Origin of the sequence: Candidatus Erwinia haradaeae (assembly GCF_900698965.1) — a bacterium.
In the GTDB taxonomy this organism is placed as follows: Bacteria; Pseudomonadota; Gammaproteobacteria; order Enterobacterales; family Enterobacteriaceae; genus Erwinia_E; species Erwinia_E haradaeae_A.
Genome location: NZ_LR217725.1, coordinates 526471 through 544633, shown reverse-complemented (window position 1 = coordinate 544633; position 18163 = coordinate 526471). Strand labels below are relative to the sequence as shown.

Annotated in this window: 10 protein-coding genes, 4 tRNA genes and 1 pseudogene; 12 read left to right on the top strand and 3 right to left on the bottom strand. The window is 35.1% G+C overall.

The window, feature by feature from the left end; genetic code table 11:
• Nucleotides 1–1061: 1061 nt before the first annotated feature.
• The 6 genes and pseudogenes from rimI (at nt 1062) to CIPSTX3056_RS01745 (ending at nt 2982) form a co-directional block, all read left to right on the top strand.
• Nucleotides 1062–1526, top strand: a pseudogene (gene rimI / locus CIPSTX3056_RS01770) (ribosomal protein S18-alanine N-acetyltransferase).
• A complete protein-coding gene (gene yjjG / locus CIPSTX3056_RS01765; protein ID WP_072666246.1) occupies nt 1517–2239 on the top strand; it encodes a pyrimidine 5'-nucleotidase in 723 nt (240 codons plus the stop codon). Before rimI ends, yjjG begins: the two are co-directional and overlap by 10 nt.
• Nucleotides 2240–2600: 361 nt before the next feature.
• Nucleotides 2601–2685 (top strand) — tRNA-Leu (locus tag CIPSTX3056_RS01760).
• A gap of 24 nt (nt 2686–2709) precedes the next feature.
• A tRNA-Gln gene (locus CIPSTX3056_RS01755) sits at nt 2710–2781 on the top strand.
• Nucleotides 2782–2823: 42 nt separating this feature from the next.
• A tRNA-Met gene (locus tag CIPSTX3056_RS01750) sits at nt 2824–2900 on the top strand.
• Between the two features lie 7 nt (nt 2901–2907).
• A tRNA-Gln gene (locus CIPSTX3056_RS01745) sits at nt 2908–2982 on the top strand.
• A 1459-nt stretch (nt 2983–4441) separates the two neighbouring features.
• On the opposite strand, the gene accC is transcribed toward CIPSTX3056_RS01745, so the two are convergent.
• Together accC and accB are read right to left on the bottom strand one after the other, a co-directional pair.
• Complete coding sequence (accC, locus tag CIPSTX3056_RS01740; RefSeq protein ID WP_072666245.1) at nt 4442–5791, bottom strand: acetyl-CoA carboxylase biotin carboxylase subunit; 1350 nt, start codon at nt 5789–5791, stop codon at nt 4442–4444.
• Nucleotides 5792–5802: 11 nt separating this feature from the next.
• Nucleotides 5803–6273, bottom strand: a complete 471-nt coding sequence (accB, locus tag CIPSTX3056_RS01735) for an acetyl-CoA carboxylase biotin carboxyl carrier protein (RefSeq protein ID WP_072666244.1) — start codon at nt 6271–6273, stop codon at nt 5803–5805.
• A gap of 1754 nt (nt 6274–8027) precedes the next feature.
• On the opposite strand from accB, the gene cysP reads away from it, so the two are divergent.
• The 5 genes from cysP to aspS all read left to right on the top strand — a co-directional run bounded on the left by cysP (nt 8028) and on the right by aspS (nt 14791).
• Nucleotides 8028–9041, top strand: a complete 1014-nt coding sequence (gene cysP, locus CIPSTX3056_RS01730; protein WP_072666243.1) for a thiosulfate ABC transporter substrate-binding protein CysP — start codon at nt 8028–8030, stop codon at nt 9039–9041.
• Between the two features lie 2 nt (nt 9042–9043).
• Entirely contained in the window at nt 9044–9877 is an 834-nt protein-coding gene (gene cysT / locus CIPSTX3056_RS01725) for a sulfate/thiosulfate ABC transporter permease CysT (RefSeq protein ID WP_072666242.1), read from the top strand.
• Nucleotides 9877–10722, top strand: coding sequence for a sulfate/thiosulfate ABC transporter permease CysW (gene cysW / locus CIPSTX3056_RS01720; protein WP_072666241.1), 846 nt, complete (start codon nt 9877–9879; stop codon nt 10720–10722). The genes cysT and cysW overlap by 1 nt, the downstream gene beginning before the upstream one ends.
• Before the next feature lie 26 nt (nt 10723–10748).
• On the top strand, nt 10749–11828 hold the full coding sequence (gene cysA / locus CIPSTX3056_RS01715) for a sulfate/thiosulfate ABC transporter ATP-binding protein CysA (protein WP_072666240.1): 1080 nt from the start codon (nt 10749–10751) through the stop codon (nt 11826–11828).
• 1211 nt (nt 11829–13039) lie between these two features.
• Nucleotides 13040–14791, top strand: a complete 1752-nt coding sequence (gene aspS / locus CIPSTX3056_RS01710; protein ID WP_072666238.1) for an aspartate--tRNA ligase — start codon at nt 13040–13042, stop codon at nt 14789–14791.
• A 524-nt stretch (nt 14792–15315) separates the two neighbouring features.
• Here the strand turns inward: aspS and cysS are convergent.
• Entirely contained in the window at nt 15316–16710 is a 1395-nt protein-coding gene (gene cysS, locus CIPSTX3056_RS01705; protein ID WP_072666237.1) for a cysteine--tRNA ligase, read from the bottom strand.
• A 605-nt stretch (nt 16711–17315) separates the two neighbouring features.
• Here cysS and CIPSTX3056_RS01700 point away from each other — a divergent pair.
• On the top strand, nt 17316–18032 hold the full coding sequence (locus tag CIPSTX3056_RS01700; protein ID WP_072666236.1) for a UDP-2,3-diacylglucosamine diphosphatase: 717 nt from the start codon (nt 17316–17318) through the stop codon (nt 18030–18032).
• Nucleotides 18033–18163: the final 131 nt, after the last annotated feature.

Genomic DNA, 18163 nt, shown 5'->3' with positions numbered 1-18163 from the left:
TATATAACACATATTATGTTATGCATAACATATACAAAATGATAAACAAATACATAAATCAATAGTAAAAAGTAAAAATTATCGTATTAAATATAATTATTATTTATTTGTATATCATATTTCTGATATCTCTTTTAATTCTTTAATATAGAAACGTTTTTATAAAGTTATGTATAAAGTATTTTATAAAGTTATGCTTATTATATATAATACAAAATACATAACATATAATTAATAACATAGATCTAATAACCCTAATACACATTATTAGTATATATACTATTATTAGTATATATACTAAAGTATATCACAGGAATCGTACAATATATTCCTAATATCCCCTTGTTTCAAGACACAAGGTACTTTAGCAATATATTTTAGCTATACAAGATAGTTAATGAGTGTTTACGTTGTTTACATGATGAACAACTTTTTAATAACAGATGACTGTTTAATAACAGATGTCTTAAATCTGCATAGGACATATCCTATCTAAATATATCGGGATTAATTTTCTCATATCAGTTATCCTGCACCCTCTTGTTTATATAGCATACGATATATTCTTATATATAATTGGTATTACAGATACTGTCTTAAATCGATAGTTAAATATATGTTTATTAAGCTTTAGATAAATTCTCAAATCTGATTAAATGTAATAATTACTAGTACAATCAGTAATAAAAGTCAGTAATATACAGTAGTAGTTTAATTATACTAAAATTTAACCGCTTGGATTCTTGTATTTTCTAAGAAATTATTTTTAAATAGAAAATAATTATTAGAATAATATATACAAAATTAGATATTAGATAGGTTAAGTCCTATCTTTATCAGTACTGTAAAATTCTGTATAACAAATTTTAACTAAAAATGCATGAACATTCAGCGTAACACCTAGACGATTTACCTGGCTTTATTTTGCAGCGATAAATAGCAGCAACATACTCACAATGTACAATAAATAGCAGCAACATACTCACAATGTACAATAAATAGCAGCAACATACTCACAATGTACAATAAGTACGTATCTCATAAATAACAGATAATTTTATATGAATCAGATTTCCTTGCTTTATCCATATCATTTTAATGCCGCATTTCTTATTGAGCAGAAAAGTCACGTCTATCCATCAATTAAAGAAACATTTTTTAAAAACCAAGGTGCTCGATATTTAAATTTTTGTCTGATGGTTGATGGCGTCATGGCAGCTTTCGCTATTACTCAGCTAGTTATAGATGAGGCAAATCTATTTAATATAGCTGTAGACCCCAACTTTAAGAGACGTGGTTTGGGGAAAGCCTTGTTACAGCATTTAATAGGTCAGCTCAGTAAACGAAATATTAAAACATTATGACTCGAGGTTCGCTCTTCAAACTATTCTGCTATTATGCTATATAGGTGCCTTAATTTTAATGAAGTTGCTATTCGATCAGGTTACTACCCAGCAGCTAATGGAAGGGAAGATGCTATTATTATGGCTCTTACAATATCATGGAGAGAAAGTGAATGTCAGTAAAATTGGAGTGGGTATTATTTGATGCTGATAATACACTATTTTACTTTGATGCTTTTTCTGGTTTGAAGAGGCTTTTTAAAAAATATGAAATCTACTTTAGTCCTAATGACTATGATCAATATCAATCTCTTAATACAACGCTATGGATAGACTATCAAAATAACTCCATTAGTCTTTTACAATTACAGCATTATCGTTTTGAAGGGTGGGCGAATAGGTTAGGTGTTACTACGTATGAGCTACACAATGGCTTTTTAAAAGCGATGGGGGAAATTAGCAATCCACTGCCTGGTGCAGGAGACCTACTCAGTAATCTCTACGGAAAGGTAAAAATTGGTATTATTACCAATGGTTTTACCGCATTACAAGAAACACGTATCAGACGTAACTGTTTTTCGAAATACTTTAACCTCCTCATAGTGTCTGAACAAGTTGGTTATGCTAAACCAAATCCCGAAATTTTTAATTTTGCACTGAATAAAATGTCTAACCCATCTCGTCATCGGGTTCTGATGGTTGGAGATAATCCAGATTCGGACATTATTGGTGGTATAAATGCTGGGTTTTCAACTTGCTGGTTAAATCATGATGGTCGCACAAAACCACATGGAATTAACCCAGACTGGCAGGTCACATCCTTAAGAGAGTTGCAAGATTTATTGGAGGGATCATTACGCAATGCTGACTGTAATCAAAATCTTCTCAAGACTTAACATTCATCTTAGTACGTTGCTCTATGACATACAATAAAAATATATAGTGATGTGTTATCATGCATACAATCCGGTATATTTAGTCAATAGATACTCATAGTAATCAGTAGTTGAAATATTTATTGAATTGAATGGGTACTAGTTAATTCAAAAAAGGAATTCAAGCGCCTTATAAAACTCAAATGCGTATATAACTATATTACTAGTTTTCGGTTATTGAGAGAATTTTAGGGCCCTGTTAATGCTAAAATTAGTTGACGTAGAAAAGATAACTTATCATAATAGAAAATTAAATCTTGAACTTTTATAAAATAAGACTAGACGTCCATGAACTGTAACCCATAGACGATCATGTTGTTAGGCGGGAGTGGCGAAATTGGTAAACGCACCAGATTTAGGTTCTGGCGCCGAAAGGTCTGCGAGTTCAAGTCTCGCCTCCCGCACCATGTTTACTGATAATTAAGCGAGAATGGGGTATAGCCAAGTGGTAAGGCACCGGTTTTTGATACCGGCATTCCCTGGTTCGAATCCAGGTACCCCAGTCATCAATAATATTATCTATGGTAATGATACGATGCATTTTTGGCTACTTAGCTCAGACGGTTAGAGCGCAGCACTCATAACGCTGAGGTCACAGGTTCGATTCCCGTAGTAGCCACCAATTATACTGGGGCGTCGCCAAGTGGTAAGGCACTGGTTTCTGATACCAGCATTCCGGGGTTCAAATCCCTGCGCCCCAGCCAATCAGCCAATCAGCCAATCAGCCAATCAGCCAATCAGCCAATCAGCCAATCAGATGCCGTTAAGATAAAATGTTCAATCAAAACAAAATATACAAAAAGCTAATGACATCAAAATCATGCTTTTATCATAATAAAGTTGATGAGCATCATATACTAAGACAAACTATTCACACTCTAAAGCAACACCGTTGTTCTGGGCACATCTGATCTGTTCAGATGAAATGACCTGTATATCAGTTGCAGCTTCCCAAAAAGTAATATAGATTACCTATCTAAATTTTAATCTGTTACTTGAATTCACTGTTACTTCATCCAATAAATCGTAATTAATACGTTATCCTATCAATCCTAATTGATAGGATCAAATGCAACATTACTGCATTGTTTGCAGCCGAAGAGAACGCAAGCATAATCTCATTAAAGACATAAAAAAACCTTATAACCATTTTGATGGTATGAATAGTTTTTATACACAAAAGCTTTAGTGCATTCTTGTATTTTATAATTCATTAATTGTAGAGGATTTGAATGAAAACCTATTCAGTCTCAAGACGTTAGTCAATTATTACTTCACTAGTAATGATCATTAACGTAATATAAAACGGAAGATATTCTTGCTATATAACTTTTATACTTCTAAAGATATTTCATACTTTATATTAATAATAATACTTACAACATTCAAAGAGAGGAATTCAAATTTTCTATATTGTGCGTAATGTGAACATATACATAGAGATCGTTTAAGTTATATCTGAGTATTGTTTAAGCTATTATAAAGTTATATATACATGATGTATTAGCGTTCTGCTACAAAAGAACAGGTGTAGATACTAGAAGATTCAGGTAATGAGCATCAGTGTCTGATATTAGTTGTTATTCAGTGGAATAACTTAGCATTCTTAAATATTATACCATGAGCAAAAAGTGTCATCACTCCACCAGTAGCACTTTTGGTATCTAACAACTTATAATAATTTAAGATAGTCTCTATTATTGAGAAGAAAACCACTCTTACGAATATCTACTGAGCGCCGCTATCATGTCGTATCATCGAGCTAGTTTTAACGTAAATAATCTCTTATAATTAACGTGAGACATCTCTTATATCAATACATGAATCTCGATGTATTTATAGTATTAAAATTAGTCATTTAGAACCTAATTATACTGATTAATATATAGAGCATGTAACAGGGCGCCTAGTAGAAACATTCTCATCGCTGATAAAGAACAGAACATATTAGGTAAGTCATTGACTAGTTATTAAAGGAACTGATCATTAAGATATTGCTACAAGAGATATTCTAGATCTTATCTTATAAGTTAACTATCACTAACAAATTGTATATAGTTTTGCAGTGTATGGTGATCGACTAATCATAATCGCCTATTTTAGAACTGTCAAAATTGTAATAAAAGTGCTTTCATTAGCTTACTTTTAAATAAGTAACAATTATTATGTTTCTATTAGACCGAGTTTTTTCTCTAAATAATGGATATTAGCCCCACCAAGTTGAAAGTTCACATCCGACATAATATCCATCTGAAGTTTGATATTAGTCTTTATACCATCAATAATTAACTCGGTTAATGCGTTTTTCATGCGAGAAATAGCTACATCGCGGCTTTCTCCAAAAGTTATAAGCTTACCAATCATTGAATCATAGTATAATGGCACGCTATAGCCAGCATATACATGCGACTCCCAGCGCACGCCAAAACCACCAGGAGCATGAAAACGAGTGATTTTTCCCGGGCTAGGTACGAAAGTCTGAGAATCTTCAGCGTTAATGCGACATTCTACCGAGTGTCCGCGAATCATAACTTCTTCTTCTTTCACGGATAATGGCTGTCCGGCAGCAATACGTAATTGTTCTTTAATTAAATCAATACCTGTGATCATTTCAGTCACAGTGTGCTCAACCTGAATACGTGTATTCATCTCAATAAAATAGAATTCACCATTTTCATACAAAAACTCAAAAGTCCCTGCACCACGATATCCGATATCAATGCAGGCCTTAGAGCAACAATCTCCTATATATCGCCGCATTTTATCAGTAATACCAGGCGCCGGTGCTTCTTCTACCACCTTCTGATGTCGACGTTGCATAGAACAGTCGCGCTCAGCAAGATAAATAGCATTACCATGTCCGTCAGCTAAAACTTGGATTTCAATATGACGCGGATTTTCTAAATACTTCTCCATATAAACTATATTGTTATTGAAAGCTGCCTGTGCTTCTGTTTGAGTCATATGTATTAATTGCTCTAAATCTTGATCACTCCGTACAACATGCATGCCTCGACCACCACCTCCTCCAGAGGCTTTGATCATCACCGGATAACCAATACGATGTGCGAATTCTCTATTTTTTCCCATGTCCTTTGTTAAAGGTCCATCAGAGCCAGGGACTGTAGGAATACCTGCTTTTTTCATGATAGCAATTGCTGATACCTTATCACCCATAAGACGGATGGTATCAGATTTTGGTCCAATAAAGATCAATCCTGATCGCTCCATTTGTTCAGCAAAATCGGCATTTTCAGAAAGAAAACCATAACCAGGATGAACCCCAACAGCACCAGTGATTTCTGCAGCTGAAATCAAAGCTGGGATGTTTAAGTAACTTTTTACTGACGGAGGAGGGCCAATACAGACAGTTTCATCAGCAAGTAGAACATGTTTTAAGTCTCGATCTACTGTAGAGTGGACTGCTACGGTTTTAATGCCAAGCTCTTTACAAGCACGTAAAATACGTAGTGCAATTTCACCACGGTTAGCAATAATAATTTTATCCAGCATAGTTACCCTCGTTATTCAATGATGAGCAGTGGTTCATCAAATTCAACAGGTTGACCATTTTCAACTAAAATCGCTTTTACAATACCAGATTTCTCCGCTTCAATGTGATTCATCATTTTCATTGCTTCTACAATACATAAGGTATCACCAGAATGAACTTTCTGACCAACTTCTACAAATGCCGATGCGTTAGCACTAGGAGTTAGATAAATAGTTCCAACCATAGGAGATCGAACTATATAAGTACCTACTTCAAGTGGATAAGATCTTTTCTGGATTGGTGTTACCACGGTTGGGGCTTCAGTTCTGTGAACAGATTTCTGTGTTCTCTGTGTTGTATTAGTTTTATTTAAAACAGAATGACCGGTGTAATCTATCGTGCGAATAATACGCACTGACTCTTCGCCGTCAGAGACCTCTAATTCAGCAATACCGGATACTTCAACTAATGTAATTAATTTTTTAAGTTTACGAATATCCATAAATGTTATTCCGTACTGAGTATAATTAGAAGGTAGCAGTGTTTTAATACGCTTGATTAAGTTAGGAGTATCTGTTAATAATCAGTGTGCAGATCTCATTATCAGAGACGAGTTAATATCTATTGGGTATCAAATACGGGCCTGGTAGGCTTCATATTAACAGAAGCATATGAATATTGACCACTGAATTACTAGATATCATGTAGTATTTTTAATGTAGTATTTATTCTTCATAGACTAATCATGGTCTCATCGATACGTCTATAGTCTCAAGGTCTAAATAACAGTGTGAAGCGACACTATATCTAGATTGAAACGGGGTTTCTTGAAGATATTTTAGACAGCTCAAGAATGCGGTAACTTTAGTTACCTCAGACAACCTCGTGACGCAGTCAACTTTTCTCGTATCTTATCACACATATTTAGGAGATTGATGTTAGACATTTCTATAATTACATAAAACTTATTGATAATTATTGCTCTATTATCTAAGATCATTCAGGTATTATACAAAATACATGGCTACAGCTATTTTGTCACCCTTTCAGATAAAATTTACAGCTATGGTAGAGAAGATAACTTTTTTTATACATAACTGCGTAACTTTCTAGAAAATCCCTATACTATTAGTATACACCATAGATATCTGTATTTAAAAAATTGCTAAAACCAGATTTACAGTTTTCTGCGAAGAAGAGCATTGGAGGTATCATAAAAGACTCATCAATAGTAGTGCATCTAATCTGAGATATAGTTAGTATAATACCAGTAGTTAGCATAATGCCATATGAAGGCTATGATAATCCACCTAACTTTATTACATACTATAGTGTTACTTGTCGTATCACTGGCATAAGCATCGCTTGCAGCCAGAGTCTTTGCTAGATAAGGTACATTATAATGTATGAACGTAGCTGAAGCGCATAGAATACTAAAAAGCCAGATAATGCAATATACTGATGCAGTACTTGTAAGACCCTCTTAAAATATCACAATGTTGAGAGAATTTCTTACTTATCGCATTGTCAGAGATATGACATTCATCGGAATAAGATTTGCAGGATACATGCAGTTTATAGTGCAGTTTATAGTAAAATTTTTCTAAAACTTAATATTTTTAGAGATTTTCGTCATTATGCGCTCAATAAATCATACAAGACATGCATTGCCAGATTTTAGCGTTAGTTAATACCGTGTGTGTAGCTCTAACTATTTTAGACCAAAGCATGTAAGTGGTTATCTGGTTCCAAGAACTTTTTTATTACTACTTTATTAGTACTAGAAAGAGCTTTGTGCATGCAGTCAGGCTTATCTAAGAATGGCCTAATAATTTATTGACTGCTAAATCATAACCAGTCATCACGTAGAAGATTAAGAGATTACAATACTAAATTGTTTGGAATACTCACTATTAGAGCACCAATAGTAACAAGAAGAGATTATGTGGGATAAGAGTAATATATTAGATTGTTGGCACTAATCAGTCAGATTACACCATGTAGGCAAAAACTCATATAATAATTACAATATTCAGTGATATTTTACTGAATATTTTAAACTGAATATAAAATTACATTTAGAGAAGGTTTCATGTATTTTACTAGAACATTACCTTAAAGATCGATTTTGTCATGTACTCATAGCATTACTCATTAAGTAGTATAACGACGTATAAAACCGCTATGTGTTATTAAAAAGCGATTAATCAGTTTAACCCATAGCTCTACTCAGATAGTTGATTTTTAGGAGATTGAATGACATTACCGACGATAAAAAAAATAATAGCTTGTGTATGTTCGTTGGTTCTGGGTAGTAGCGCACAGGCAACTGTGTTACTTAACAGTTCTTATGATGTGTCACGTGAACTATTTTTGGCCTTGAATTGTGCATTTGAAAAACAGTGGGCACAAACACATCCTAATGACGTGTTAACTATTAAGCAATCCCATGCAGGTTCATCCAAACAGGCATTATCTATTTTACAGGGATTAAAGGCAGATGTAGTGACGTATAATCAAGTGACTGATATTCAGATTCTGCATGACAAGGGTAACCTTATTCCATCCGATTGGCAAAAACGTTTGCCTAACAGTAGTTCACCGTTTTATTCTACCATGGCGTTTTTAGTGCGAAAGGGAAACCCAAAACATATCCAGGATTGGAGCGATCTAATACGTAAAGATGTCAAATTGATTTTTGCTAATCCAAAAACCTCAGGTAACGGGCGCTATACTTGGTTAGCCGCATGGGGTATAGCTCAACGCATAAGTGGCGAAAATATATCAAAAACTGAACAATTTATGAAAAAATTACTGAACAATGTGGAAGTATTTGATATAGGCGGTCGGGGGGCTACCACAACCTTTGTTGGTAATAAGATAGGTGATGTATTAATTAGTTTTGAATCTGAAGTCAACACTATTCGCAATCGTTATCTACAGCAAGATTACCAGGTAATTGTGCCCACCACTAATATTATGGCAAGCTTTCCAGTTACGTGGGTCGATAAAAATCTAAGTCAAAACCATACCGAAAAAGTAGCAAAAGCCTATTTGCGTTACTTATTTACGCCATCTGCCCAAAAAATTATTACTAACTTTTACTATCGTGTAAATAACGCACAGTTAATGAAAAAAAATAAAGATCGTTTTCCATATACAAAATTCTTTACGGTAGAGAAAGATTTTGGTGGCTGGGATCGCATAAATCAAATGCATTTTGCTAGCGGTGGTGAACTGGATAAGCTTTTAGCAATGAGGCGTGAGTAATCATGTTTCACACACCAAGTAAACACGTTCTACCAGGATTTGGGATCAGCCTCGGTAGTAGCTTATTGTTTACCTGTATCATCCTACTACTCCCCGTAAGTGCCCTGTTGATGCAGTTATCGAAGATGACCTTGTCGCAATATTGGGAAGTCATAACACATCCACAGGTCATCACTGCATATAAAATTACGCTGCTTTCTGCTGGAGCTGCATCTCTTTTTAACACATTCTTTGGAATGCTAATGGCATGGATTTTAACACGCTATAATTTTACTGGACGTCTCCTCTTAGATAGCCTAATAGATCTGCCATTTGCTCTTCCTACAGCTGTGGCAGGTCTGACTTTAACAAAGTTATTTTCCATTAATGGTTGGTATGGGCAGTGGTTGGCTTATTTTGATATTAAGGTTTCTTATACTTGGCTAGGTATTGCTATTGCGATGGCTTTTACTAGTGCCCCTTTTGTAATACGAACAGTACAGCCAGTATTAGAAGAGCTAGGACCCGAGTACGAAGAAGCCGCAGAAACACTTGGAGCTTCTAAATTTCAAAGCTTTATCCGTGTTATATTGCCAGAAATATGGCCTTCACTGCTAGCAGGTGCAGTTCTATCATTCACCCGTAGCTTAGGTGAATTTGGTGCAGTAATTTTCATAGCTGGGAATATTGCATGGAAAACTGAGGTAACTTCGCTAATGATTTTCGTTCGTTTACAAGAATATGATTATCCAGCTGCTACTGCAATTGCTTCAGTGATTTTAGTCACTTCATTGTTTTTATTATTTACAATCAATATATTACAAAGCCGCTTTGGTCGAAGAATCGGAGGGCAATAATGCCGGAAGCGCGCAAAGCTCTTAGAAGTAACTATTCACGCACAAACCAGTGGAGCCAGAGAATACTAATCAGCACAGGAGTAATTATTTCTCTATGTTTATTAGTAGTACCACTGATAGCTATTTTTATCACTGCATTTTCCGAAGGACCATGGGCATTTCTTAGAAATTTACGTGATGATAATATGCTTCATGCTATTAAATTGACATTATTAATTGCCTTAATTGTAGTACCGATTAATTTAATATTTGGTACTTTATTGGCCTGGTTGGTCACCAGATTTTCTTTTCCTGGTAGACAACTTCTTTTAACTGTATTTGATATTCCATTTGCTGTATCACCTGTAGTGGCAGGATTAATGTATCTGCTATTTTGGGGTGCAAATACTCCACTTGGGGGGTGGTTACACACACACAATATTCAGGTTATGTTTTCATGGCAAGGTATGGCTCTAGTAACGACGTTTATTACTTGTCCATTTGTTGTACGTGAATTAGTACCACTGATGCTAAGCCAAGGCAGACAGGAAGATGAGGCAGCAATTCTTTTGGGGGCCTGCGGATGGAAAATGTTCTTTCGTGTGACTTTACCAAATATCCGTTGGGCAATTCTATACGGCGTAGTTCTTACTAATGCACGAGCTATTGGTGAATTCGGTGCAGTTTCAGTAGTATCTGGCGCTATACGCGGTGAAACTTATACTCTGCCATTGCAAGTTGAAGTTTTACATCAAGATTGCAATGATGTAGGTGCATTTACTGCCGCTACCCTATTGACTATAATGGCAATATTGATGCTACTGCTAAAAAGCGCGCTACAGTGGCGATTAGAAAAATCGAACTAAGAAGCGTATACGGAAGGAGGAGAATTATGAGTATTGAGATTGTTGATCTCAATAAATTTTTTGGACATATACAAGTTTTAAACGATATTTTCCTCAATGTCTCTTCCGGAGAGCTTGTTGCATTATTGGGACCGTCTGGTTCTGGTAAAACCACATTGCTCAGAATCATTGCTGGGCTAGAAACTCAAAATAGTGGGCAGCTGAGTTTCCATGGTAATGACGTCAGTCACGTACATGCGCGAGATCGCCGAGTAGGCTTTGTATTTCAACATTACGCACTATTTCGACATATGACAGTATTTAACAACGTTGCCTTTGGTTTACATGTCTTACCAAAGTATAAACGCCCTCCTCTAAGTGAAATTCATCAAAAAGTTAGATCTCTTCTAGACATGGTGCAATTAGGACACTTAGCGAGGCGTTTCCCAGCTCAGCTATCCGGCGGGCAAAAACAGCGTGTTGCCTTAGCGCGTGCGCTAGCAGTTGAACCCCAAATTTTATTGTTAGATGAGCCTTTTGGTGCACTTGATGCTCAAGTGCGTAAAGAATTGCGCCTATGGGTTAAACAGCTCCATGCAGAGTTAAAATTTACTAGTGTTTTTGTTACCCATGATCAAGATGAAGCGATGGAAGTTGCGGGGCGGATAGTTGTTATGAATCATGGTAATATCGAGCAAGTTGGCACGCCAGATGAAGTGTGGCGCTTTCCAAGAACACGATTTGTTTTGGAGTTTCTTGGGGAGGTCAACTGTATCAAAGGCTGGATTAGTAATGCCAACTTACAAGTAGGAGACTATCACTGGGTTCTCGCCAATGAGACCTCTTATCAGGGGGCTGTTGAATTATTTTTGCGTCCGTGGGAGATAGATATAAGTCTTCAGAGTAGTCTTAAAACACCTTTTCCTGCAACTATATTAGAAGTTAGTCCTCGTGGACATTATTGGCAACTAGTCTTAAAACCTGCCGGATGGCACCCTGATTATCTTAATGTAGTGCTAGTACATGGGGCAATCATACCACAACGCGGTCAATGCTTGTTTATAGGTTTGGAAAACGCTTGTCTTTATCATGGTAAAACAAAACTCAGTCCATCGTCATATATTTAAAACTTTTCACGTAATTGCGTCTGTCCACTGCAAAACTGATAGAAATAAACGAACAGATAATTTCTCTCATGTATCAGAGGATTATAAGTTGGCATTGTTAATCCATGCGCAGCCTCACTAATTAAACAGAATTTTAAATTACTGCTGTTATTAAAAATATTAAGTGTTTTATGTAAATTTGAATATATAATAATAAGTATTGCAGACAAATCCATGACTGTCTTACTTTTTAGCATACAACTAGTATGGTTATATGAATATAACCATACTAGTTGTATGGTTATATTCATATATGCAGTCATATCCATACCAGCATCAATCTAAAACTGCTTAATATCTAATTCAAGTTATGTTTGGTAATCTATATTTTTGAGATGTTATTTAGCATTCCGCTTATATCCTGGTCATTTACTACTACTGTTTTAAGCAGAATAGCAGAAGCACCAAATATATAGCCTTTTTAAAAAAATTCTATTAAAAATAGCATATAAAAAATGTAAATTACTTAGTAAATGCAAAAACAGAATTGATGTAAATAAAATGCCCTTAATGTTAGATTACTTGGCGATCAACTCTGCATGCCTACTGCATTTAAATATAGAAGACTTATTACAATCGTATATAAAACAGATGGAATAAGTTAATTATTTTTTATAACGTAAGAATACTTACTTGGGATTCTAGTACGCTCAGTACAATCATGTTTATCTAGAAAAATTTTTTCTATTTCTCATAAAGTAACCTCTACTGATTAGTTTGTGTAGTAGTGCAAATAATTTACTATGTCGATAACTATCCTTGACACTATCTTAGATGGTGTCTTACTTATGAGTTAGACGATAGTGATTAAACTGTAAGGGATCATTAAAACTTTTTATTAAAAAATCAAGCATTAACTCTAATAGTAGTTATGAGATAACAATCGATACAGATTAATTGCGCTGAGATTACTGCCTAACCCTGTTGTCAGGCTAGATTTAGATCAAATACAAGTACATGCAAAATCTGTTATATGCTATAATAATACAACTCATTATAGTGTTAGGCATTAATAATCAGATCTTTAATACGCGATACATTATCTTTAATTACTACATCGATGAGATAATCTCACTACAATAAAGGCTGTGTTTTCGCTCGATTGTTAATCATGTATTATTAAGTTCTATTTTACAGAATTAGATAGCAGTCTTTAAGATCGGGGTATAATCATGCGTACTGCATATTGTGGAACACTCAACCACACCTACATAGATCAAAAAGTTACGCTATGTGGATGGGTTCACCGCTATCGTAACTTAGGAAGCCTTATCTTTATTGATATGCGTGACCGTGAAGGCATTGTACAGGTTTTTTTTAGCCCAGATTATCCTCAAACTTTTTGTGTGGCTGGAGAATTACGTAACGAGTTCTGTATTCAGGTTATTGGTAACGTTTGTATTCGTACTGAAAAAAATAAAAATAGATCCATGCCTACTGGTGATATCGAAGTATGTGCAACAAATTTATCCATTATTACTCGCTCCGAATCAGTGCCTTTAGATTTTAGCAAAAATAATAATGAAGACATACGTTTAAAATATCGCTATCTAGATTTAAGACGCCCAGAAATGGCTAATCGATTAAAAGCCCGTTCTCGCATTACTAGCATAGTACGACAATTTATGGAAAAATCAGGATTTCTTGATATAGAGACACCCGTTCTAACTAAGCTTACACCAGAAGGTGCTCGAAACTATCTTGTGCCCAGTCGCTGTCATATTGGTAAGTTCTATTCACTCCCACAATCACCGCAGTTATTTAAACAATTGTTAATGATCTCAGGCGTTGATCGTTACTATCAGATTGCAAAATGTTTTCGTGATGAAGACTTGCGCTCTGATCGTCAACCGGAATTTACACAAATTGATGTGGAAACTTCATTTATGAGCGCGCAGGAGGTAATGGCACTCATGGAGAGTTTAGTTCATACTTTGTGGCAAAAAATAAAATCTGTATCATTACATAATTTTCCCGTGATGACCTTCGCTGAATCAAGGCGCCGTTATGGTTCTGATAAGCCAGACCTACGGAATCCGATGGAATTAATAGATATAGCTGATTGCATCAAAAAGATGGAGTTTTTAGGTTTTTCTAAACCATTAAATAACGCTACAGATCGCATAACGGCGTTACGTGTTCCAGGCGGAGCCGGACTCACGCGAAAACAAATTGAGTGCTATATAAAATTTTGCAAAAACTACGGTTTAAACGGCATCTCCTGGATTAAAATATATCATCGAAGTACTGGCCTTTCTGGTATCAGTAGCCCTCTAATAAAACATTTGAATGAGGAGATAATAGGCAAACTCTTAGATCGTACTACAGCGATTGATGGAGATATTATTTTTCTTGCTGCAGACCTTGAAGATGCGGTTACCAATGCACTAGGTGCCTTGCGCATAAAAATAGGTAATGAGCTAAAGATTAACAATAATTCTGCTTGGGAACCGCTGTGGATAGTAGACTTTCCAATGTTTACGGTAGACGAACAAGGTGATCTAACACCAATGCATCATCCTTTTACCGCTCCTCAGTTGATGTCAATAGATCAATTAAGAAAAGAACCAGAAACGGCGATCGCTAATGCATATGATATGGTAATTAATGGTCATGAAGTGTGTGGTGGATCTGTACGCATTAACGAATGGATAATGCAAAAAACAGTATTTGATCTTTTAGGGATTTCCCAAGATGAACAAAATCAAAAATTTGGCTTTTTACTTGAGGCATTAAAATTTGGCGCCCCCCCACATGCTGGTCTAGCTTTTGGTCTTGATCGTTTGGTAATGCTGTTAACTGATTCAGATAACATACGAGATGTTATTGCGTTTCCTAAAACCACCTCCGCTATTTGTCCAGTGACAGACGCTCCTTATACTGTGAACCCTCTATTATTAATGGAGTTGGGGATGAAAACTTGAAAGTATTACAAGAGTAATATCTATACAATAGAGAGTGCTTGATCATTAGTATCTCCATCAAAAATAGATATGATGTATCAATAATTACCTCAGTAAAATACTGCGATATTTGTTATAGATCATAATCTATAACATAAAATAATCCAATTGAAAACTCATAGCCTAAGATGTATAAGATGCTGGGATATGCACTACAACAGCACAGATATTGGTTATAGATAATATATTTTACTAAAATGCTAAAAATCAGAGAAGCCTGATCAGTTAGATAATGTATAGTTATACTCACTGCTTAGACTTTATAGAATATCTCTATACCTAGAGAGGTATTACACTAACTAAATTAAAGATAATTTCCAATTATAAAAGATTCTATCGATATCGATAATATAAAAATATTGGCAAAAACCAGAGTATATCGTATCTGTTTTTATTAGATTCCTAGGATAACATGTTGGTATGAGCACATATAGTTGTAACATGACAGCTCATCAACATAAAGAGGCATTCAGGTTTAATGTTAGCTACTTATTACGCCATTGAGTACCATCTACTCTGTCTTCTAGAAGAACGCCCATATGTTCATCAAGGTAATTTCGTATAGAATCAGCCTTCTTCCAGTTTTTATTTTTTCGAGCATGAAGACGAATCTGAATAAGATCTTCGATTGTTGAGTGTGTATCATCCTTGCAATTCAAGCCGTGCTTTTTTAAAAACTGACCTGGGTCTTGCTCTAGTAAACCAAGAACACCACCAAGACAGCGTAGTCGCACTGCCAGGCTATTTGCTAGCCTTGTATCTGTGGTTTTTTTACGATTAATTTCTCGCGCTAAATCAAAAAGAACCGCACAAGCTACTGGAGTATTAAAATCATCATCCATTGCCTCGAAGAAACGCTGTGCAAACTCTTCACCTGAGGATAGATGTGCGTTTTTATCTGTATGCTGTAAAGCTATATAAAGACGCTCAAGCGCAGAACGTGCTTGTATTAAGCTATCTTTGTTGTAATTGACTTGACTACGATAGTGACTTGATATTAAAAAATAACGCACAGTTTCTCCATCATGATGCTGTAATATTTCGCGCACAGTTAAGAAATTGTCAAGAGATTTTGACATTTTCTCACAATCAATCATAACCATACCGGAGTGCATCCAGTAGTTGACATATGGAGTATTATAAGCGCAAGTAGACTGAGCAATTTCATTTTCATGATGTGGAAACATAAGGTCTGATCCACCACCGTGTATATCAAAATGCTGACCTAGTTGTTTATGATTCATTGCAGAACACTCAATATGCCAACCTGGGCGTCCATGACCCCATGGAGATTCCCAAAAAGGCTCATCTTCTTTAGATGCTTTCCATAAAACAAAATCTAGAGGATTCTTTTTTATATCAGTAATAAAAGTAACCCTTGCACCAGCGTTTAAGTTCATTAGATTTTGTTGTGAAAGACACCCATATCTAGAACTTTTCTCAACAGAGAACATTACATCGCCATTATGAGAGATGTAGGCATATTTGCGCATTATGAGTTTTTCTATCAATAAAATCATTTCTGAAATATATTGCGTGGCACGTGGCTCATGATTCGGCGGTAAAATATTAAGTGCTGATAAATCCTGATGCATCTCATGAATCATACACTGAGTCAAACAAGTAATCCCTGTGTCTGCATGCTTAGCACGTTTAATAATCTTATCATCAATATCAGTGATATTACGAACGTAATTCAGGTTATAACCAAGGTATCGCAGATAACGCGCAATAATATCAAAAACTGCAAATGTCCTTCCGTGGCCAATATGGCAGAGGTCATACACAGTCATGCCACAAACATACATACCAATCATGCCACCATTGATGGGCCGGAATTCCTCTTTGGTACGACTTAAGGTATTGAAAATTTTTAGCATAAAGAAATTCCGTGATAAAGAGCTAGTGCATAAAAAAGATATATTATACATATATATGGTTTAAGATCTTAGCTAGAGTAGATAAAGATACTGATCTAATCAGTAGATAAATAGCGCTCTATATTGATAGTTATCATATTTTTATTAAAAAGTATAATAATTATAGGATGAAATCCTGCGCTATCTGGTAGCATTCTGAATGCTACTAAGCATACCTATAGTATAACTAGGATTAATCTGATATAATGTAATAATTGAATGAGTTTTTAAGACTTGTTAAGATAATATAAAATTATTAATTATAATAATTTTATATTATCTATACTTTCATTATATATAGCGATCTTCAAAAATCTAAGCTCATTGAATTCCATACTATCAATAAATTTGTTTTTATACCTAACCTTGCAATCCCCTATTCTGCACCCAGATAATAAATCGTTCTATATAATCTCATTCGAGATCAAATTATCATTTAGGTGATGTTATTTAAACATAACAATCAGAAATATTATTACTACTTTTACCGTACAGAAGTTAATGATTTTAGATGCTAAGAGGACACAGTTCCTTATACTTTATACACTGTTGGCTATCCATTAATTATGACCAATACGCTTTTTATTGCTGACTTGCACCTATGTAACCAAGCACCAAGCATTACTTCTAGTTTTTTAAAATTTTTAAATTATGAAGCTCGGTATATAGATGCACTATATATTTTAGGTGATTTATTTGATTCTTGGATTGGTGATGACGACCCCAATCCACTGCATGATTATTTGGCTTTCTCTCTTCGTCAGTTATCTATTCCGTGTCACTTTCTGCATGGCAATCGTGATTTTTTATTAGGAAGGAATTTTGCGTATAGAGCAGGGATAAATTTAATACCTGATGAGTATGTTCTGGAAGTATATGGTCAAAGATTACTAATTATGCATGGTGACACATTGTGCGCTAACGATATCTTGTATCAATCATATCGTCAAATAGTGCAGTGTCGATGGGTAAAAAATTTATTTCTTGCTATACCAATATATACCCGGAAACATATTGCATCAATCATTAGAGATTACAGTAAACGAGTCAATAATAATAAAAAGATAGAAATCATGGACGTACACCCTCAATTAGTTACTGAGATTATGCATGCATATCGGGTATCAATACTTATACATGGTCATACCCATCGACCAGCAGTACATAAGTTAGAAATCTACGGACAGCCTGCTCAGCGCTTAGTCTTGGGAGATTGGAATCAACAGGGGTCAATGGTTAGGGTCAGTCATAATGATATACAACTCGTTACTTTTTCTTTATAAAGAAAATAATCTTTTATGTGCTAGGTTACATCTTTAGCTAAAGATCCGATCCTTAACTATTATGCATTATAGAACCCTACTTTTCCCATCTTGCATGATGTAACCTATTGGGTTGTTCACTAATAGTGACA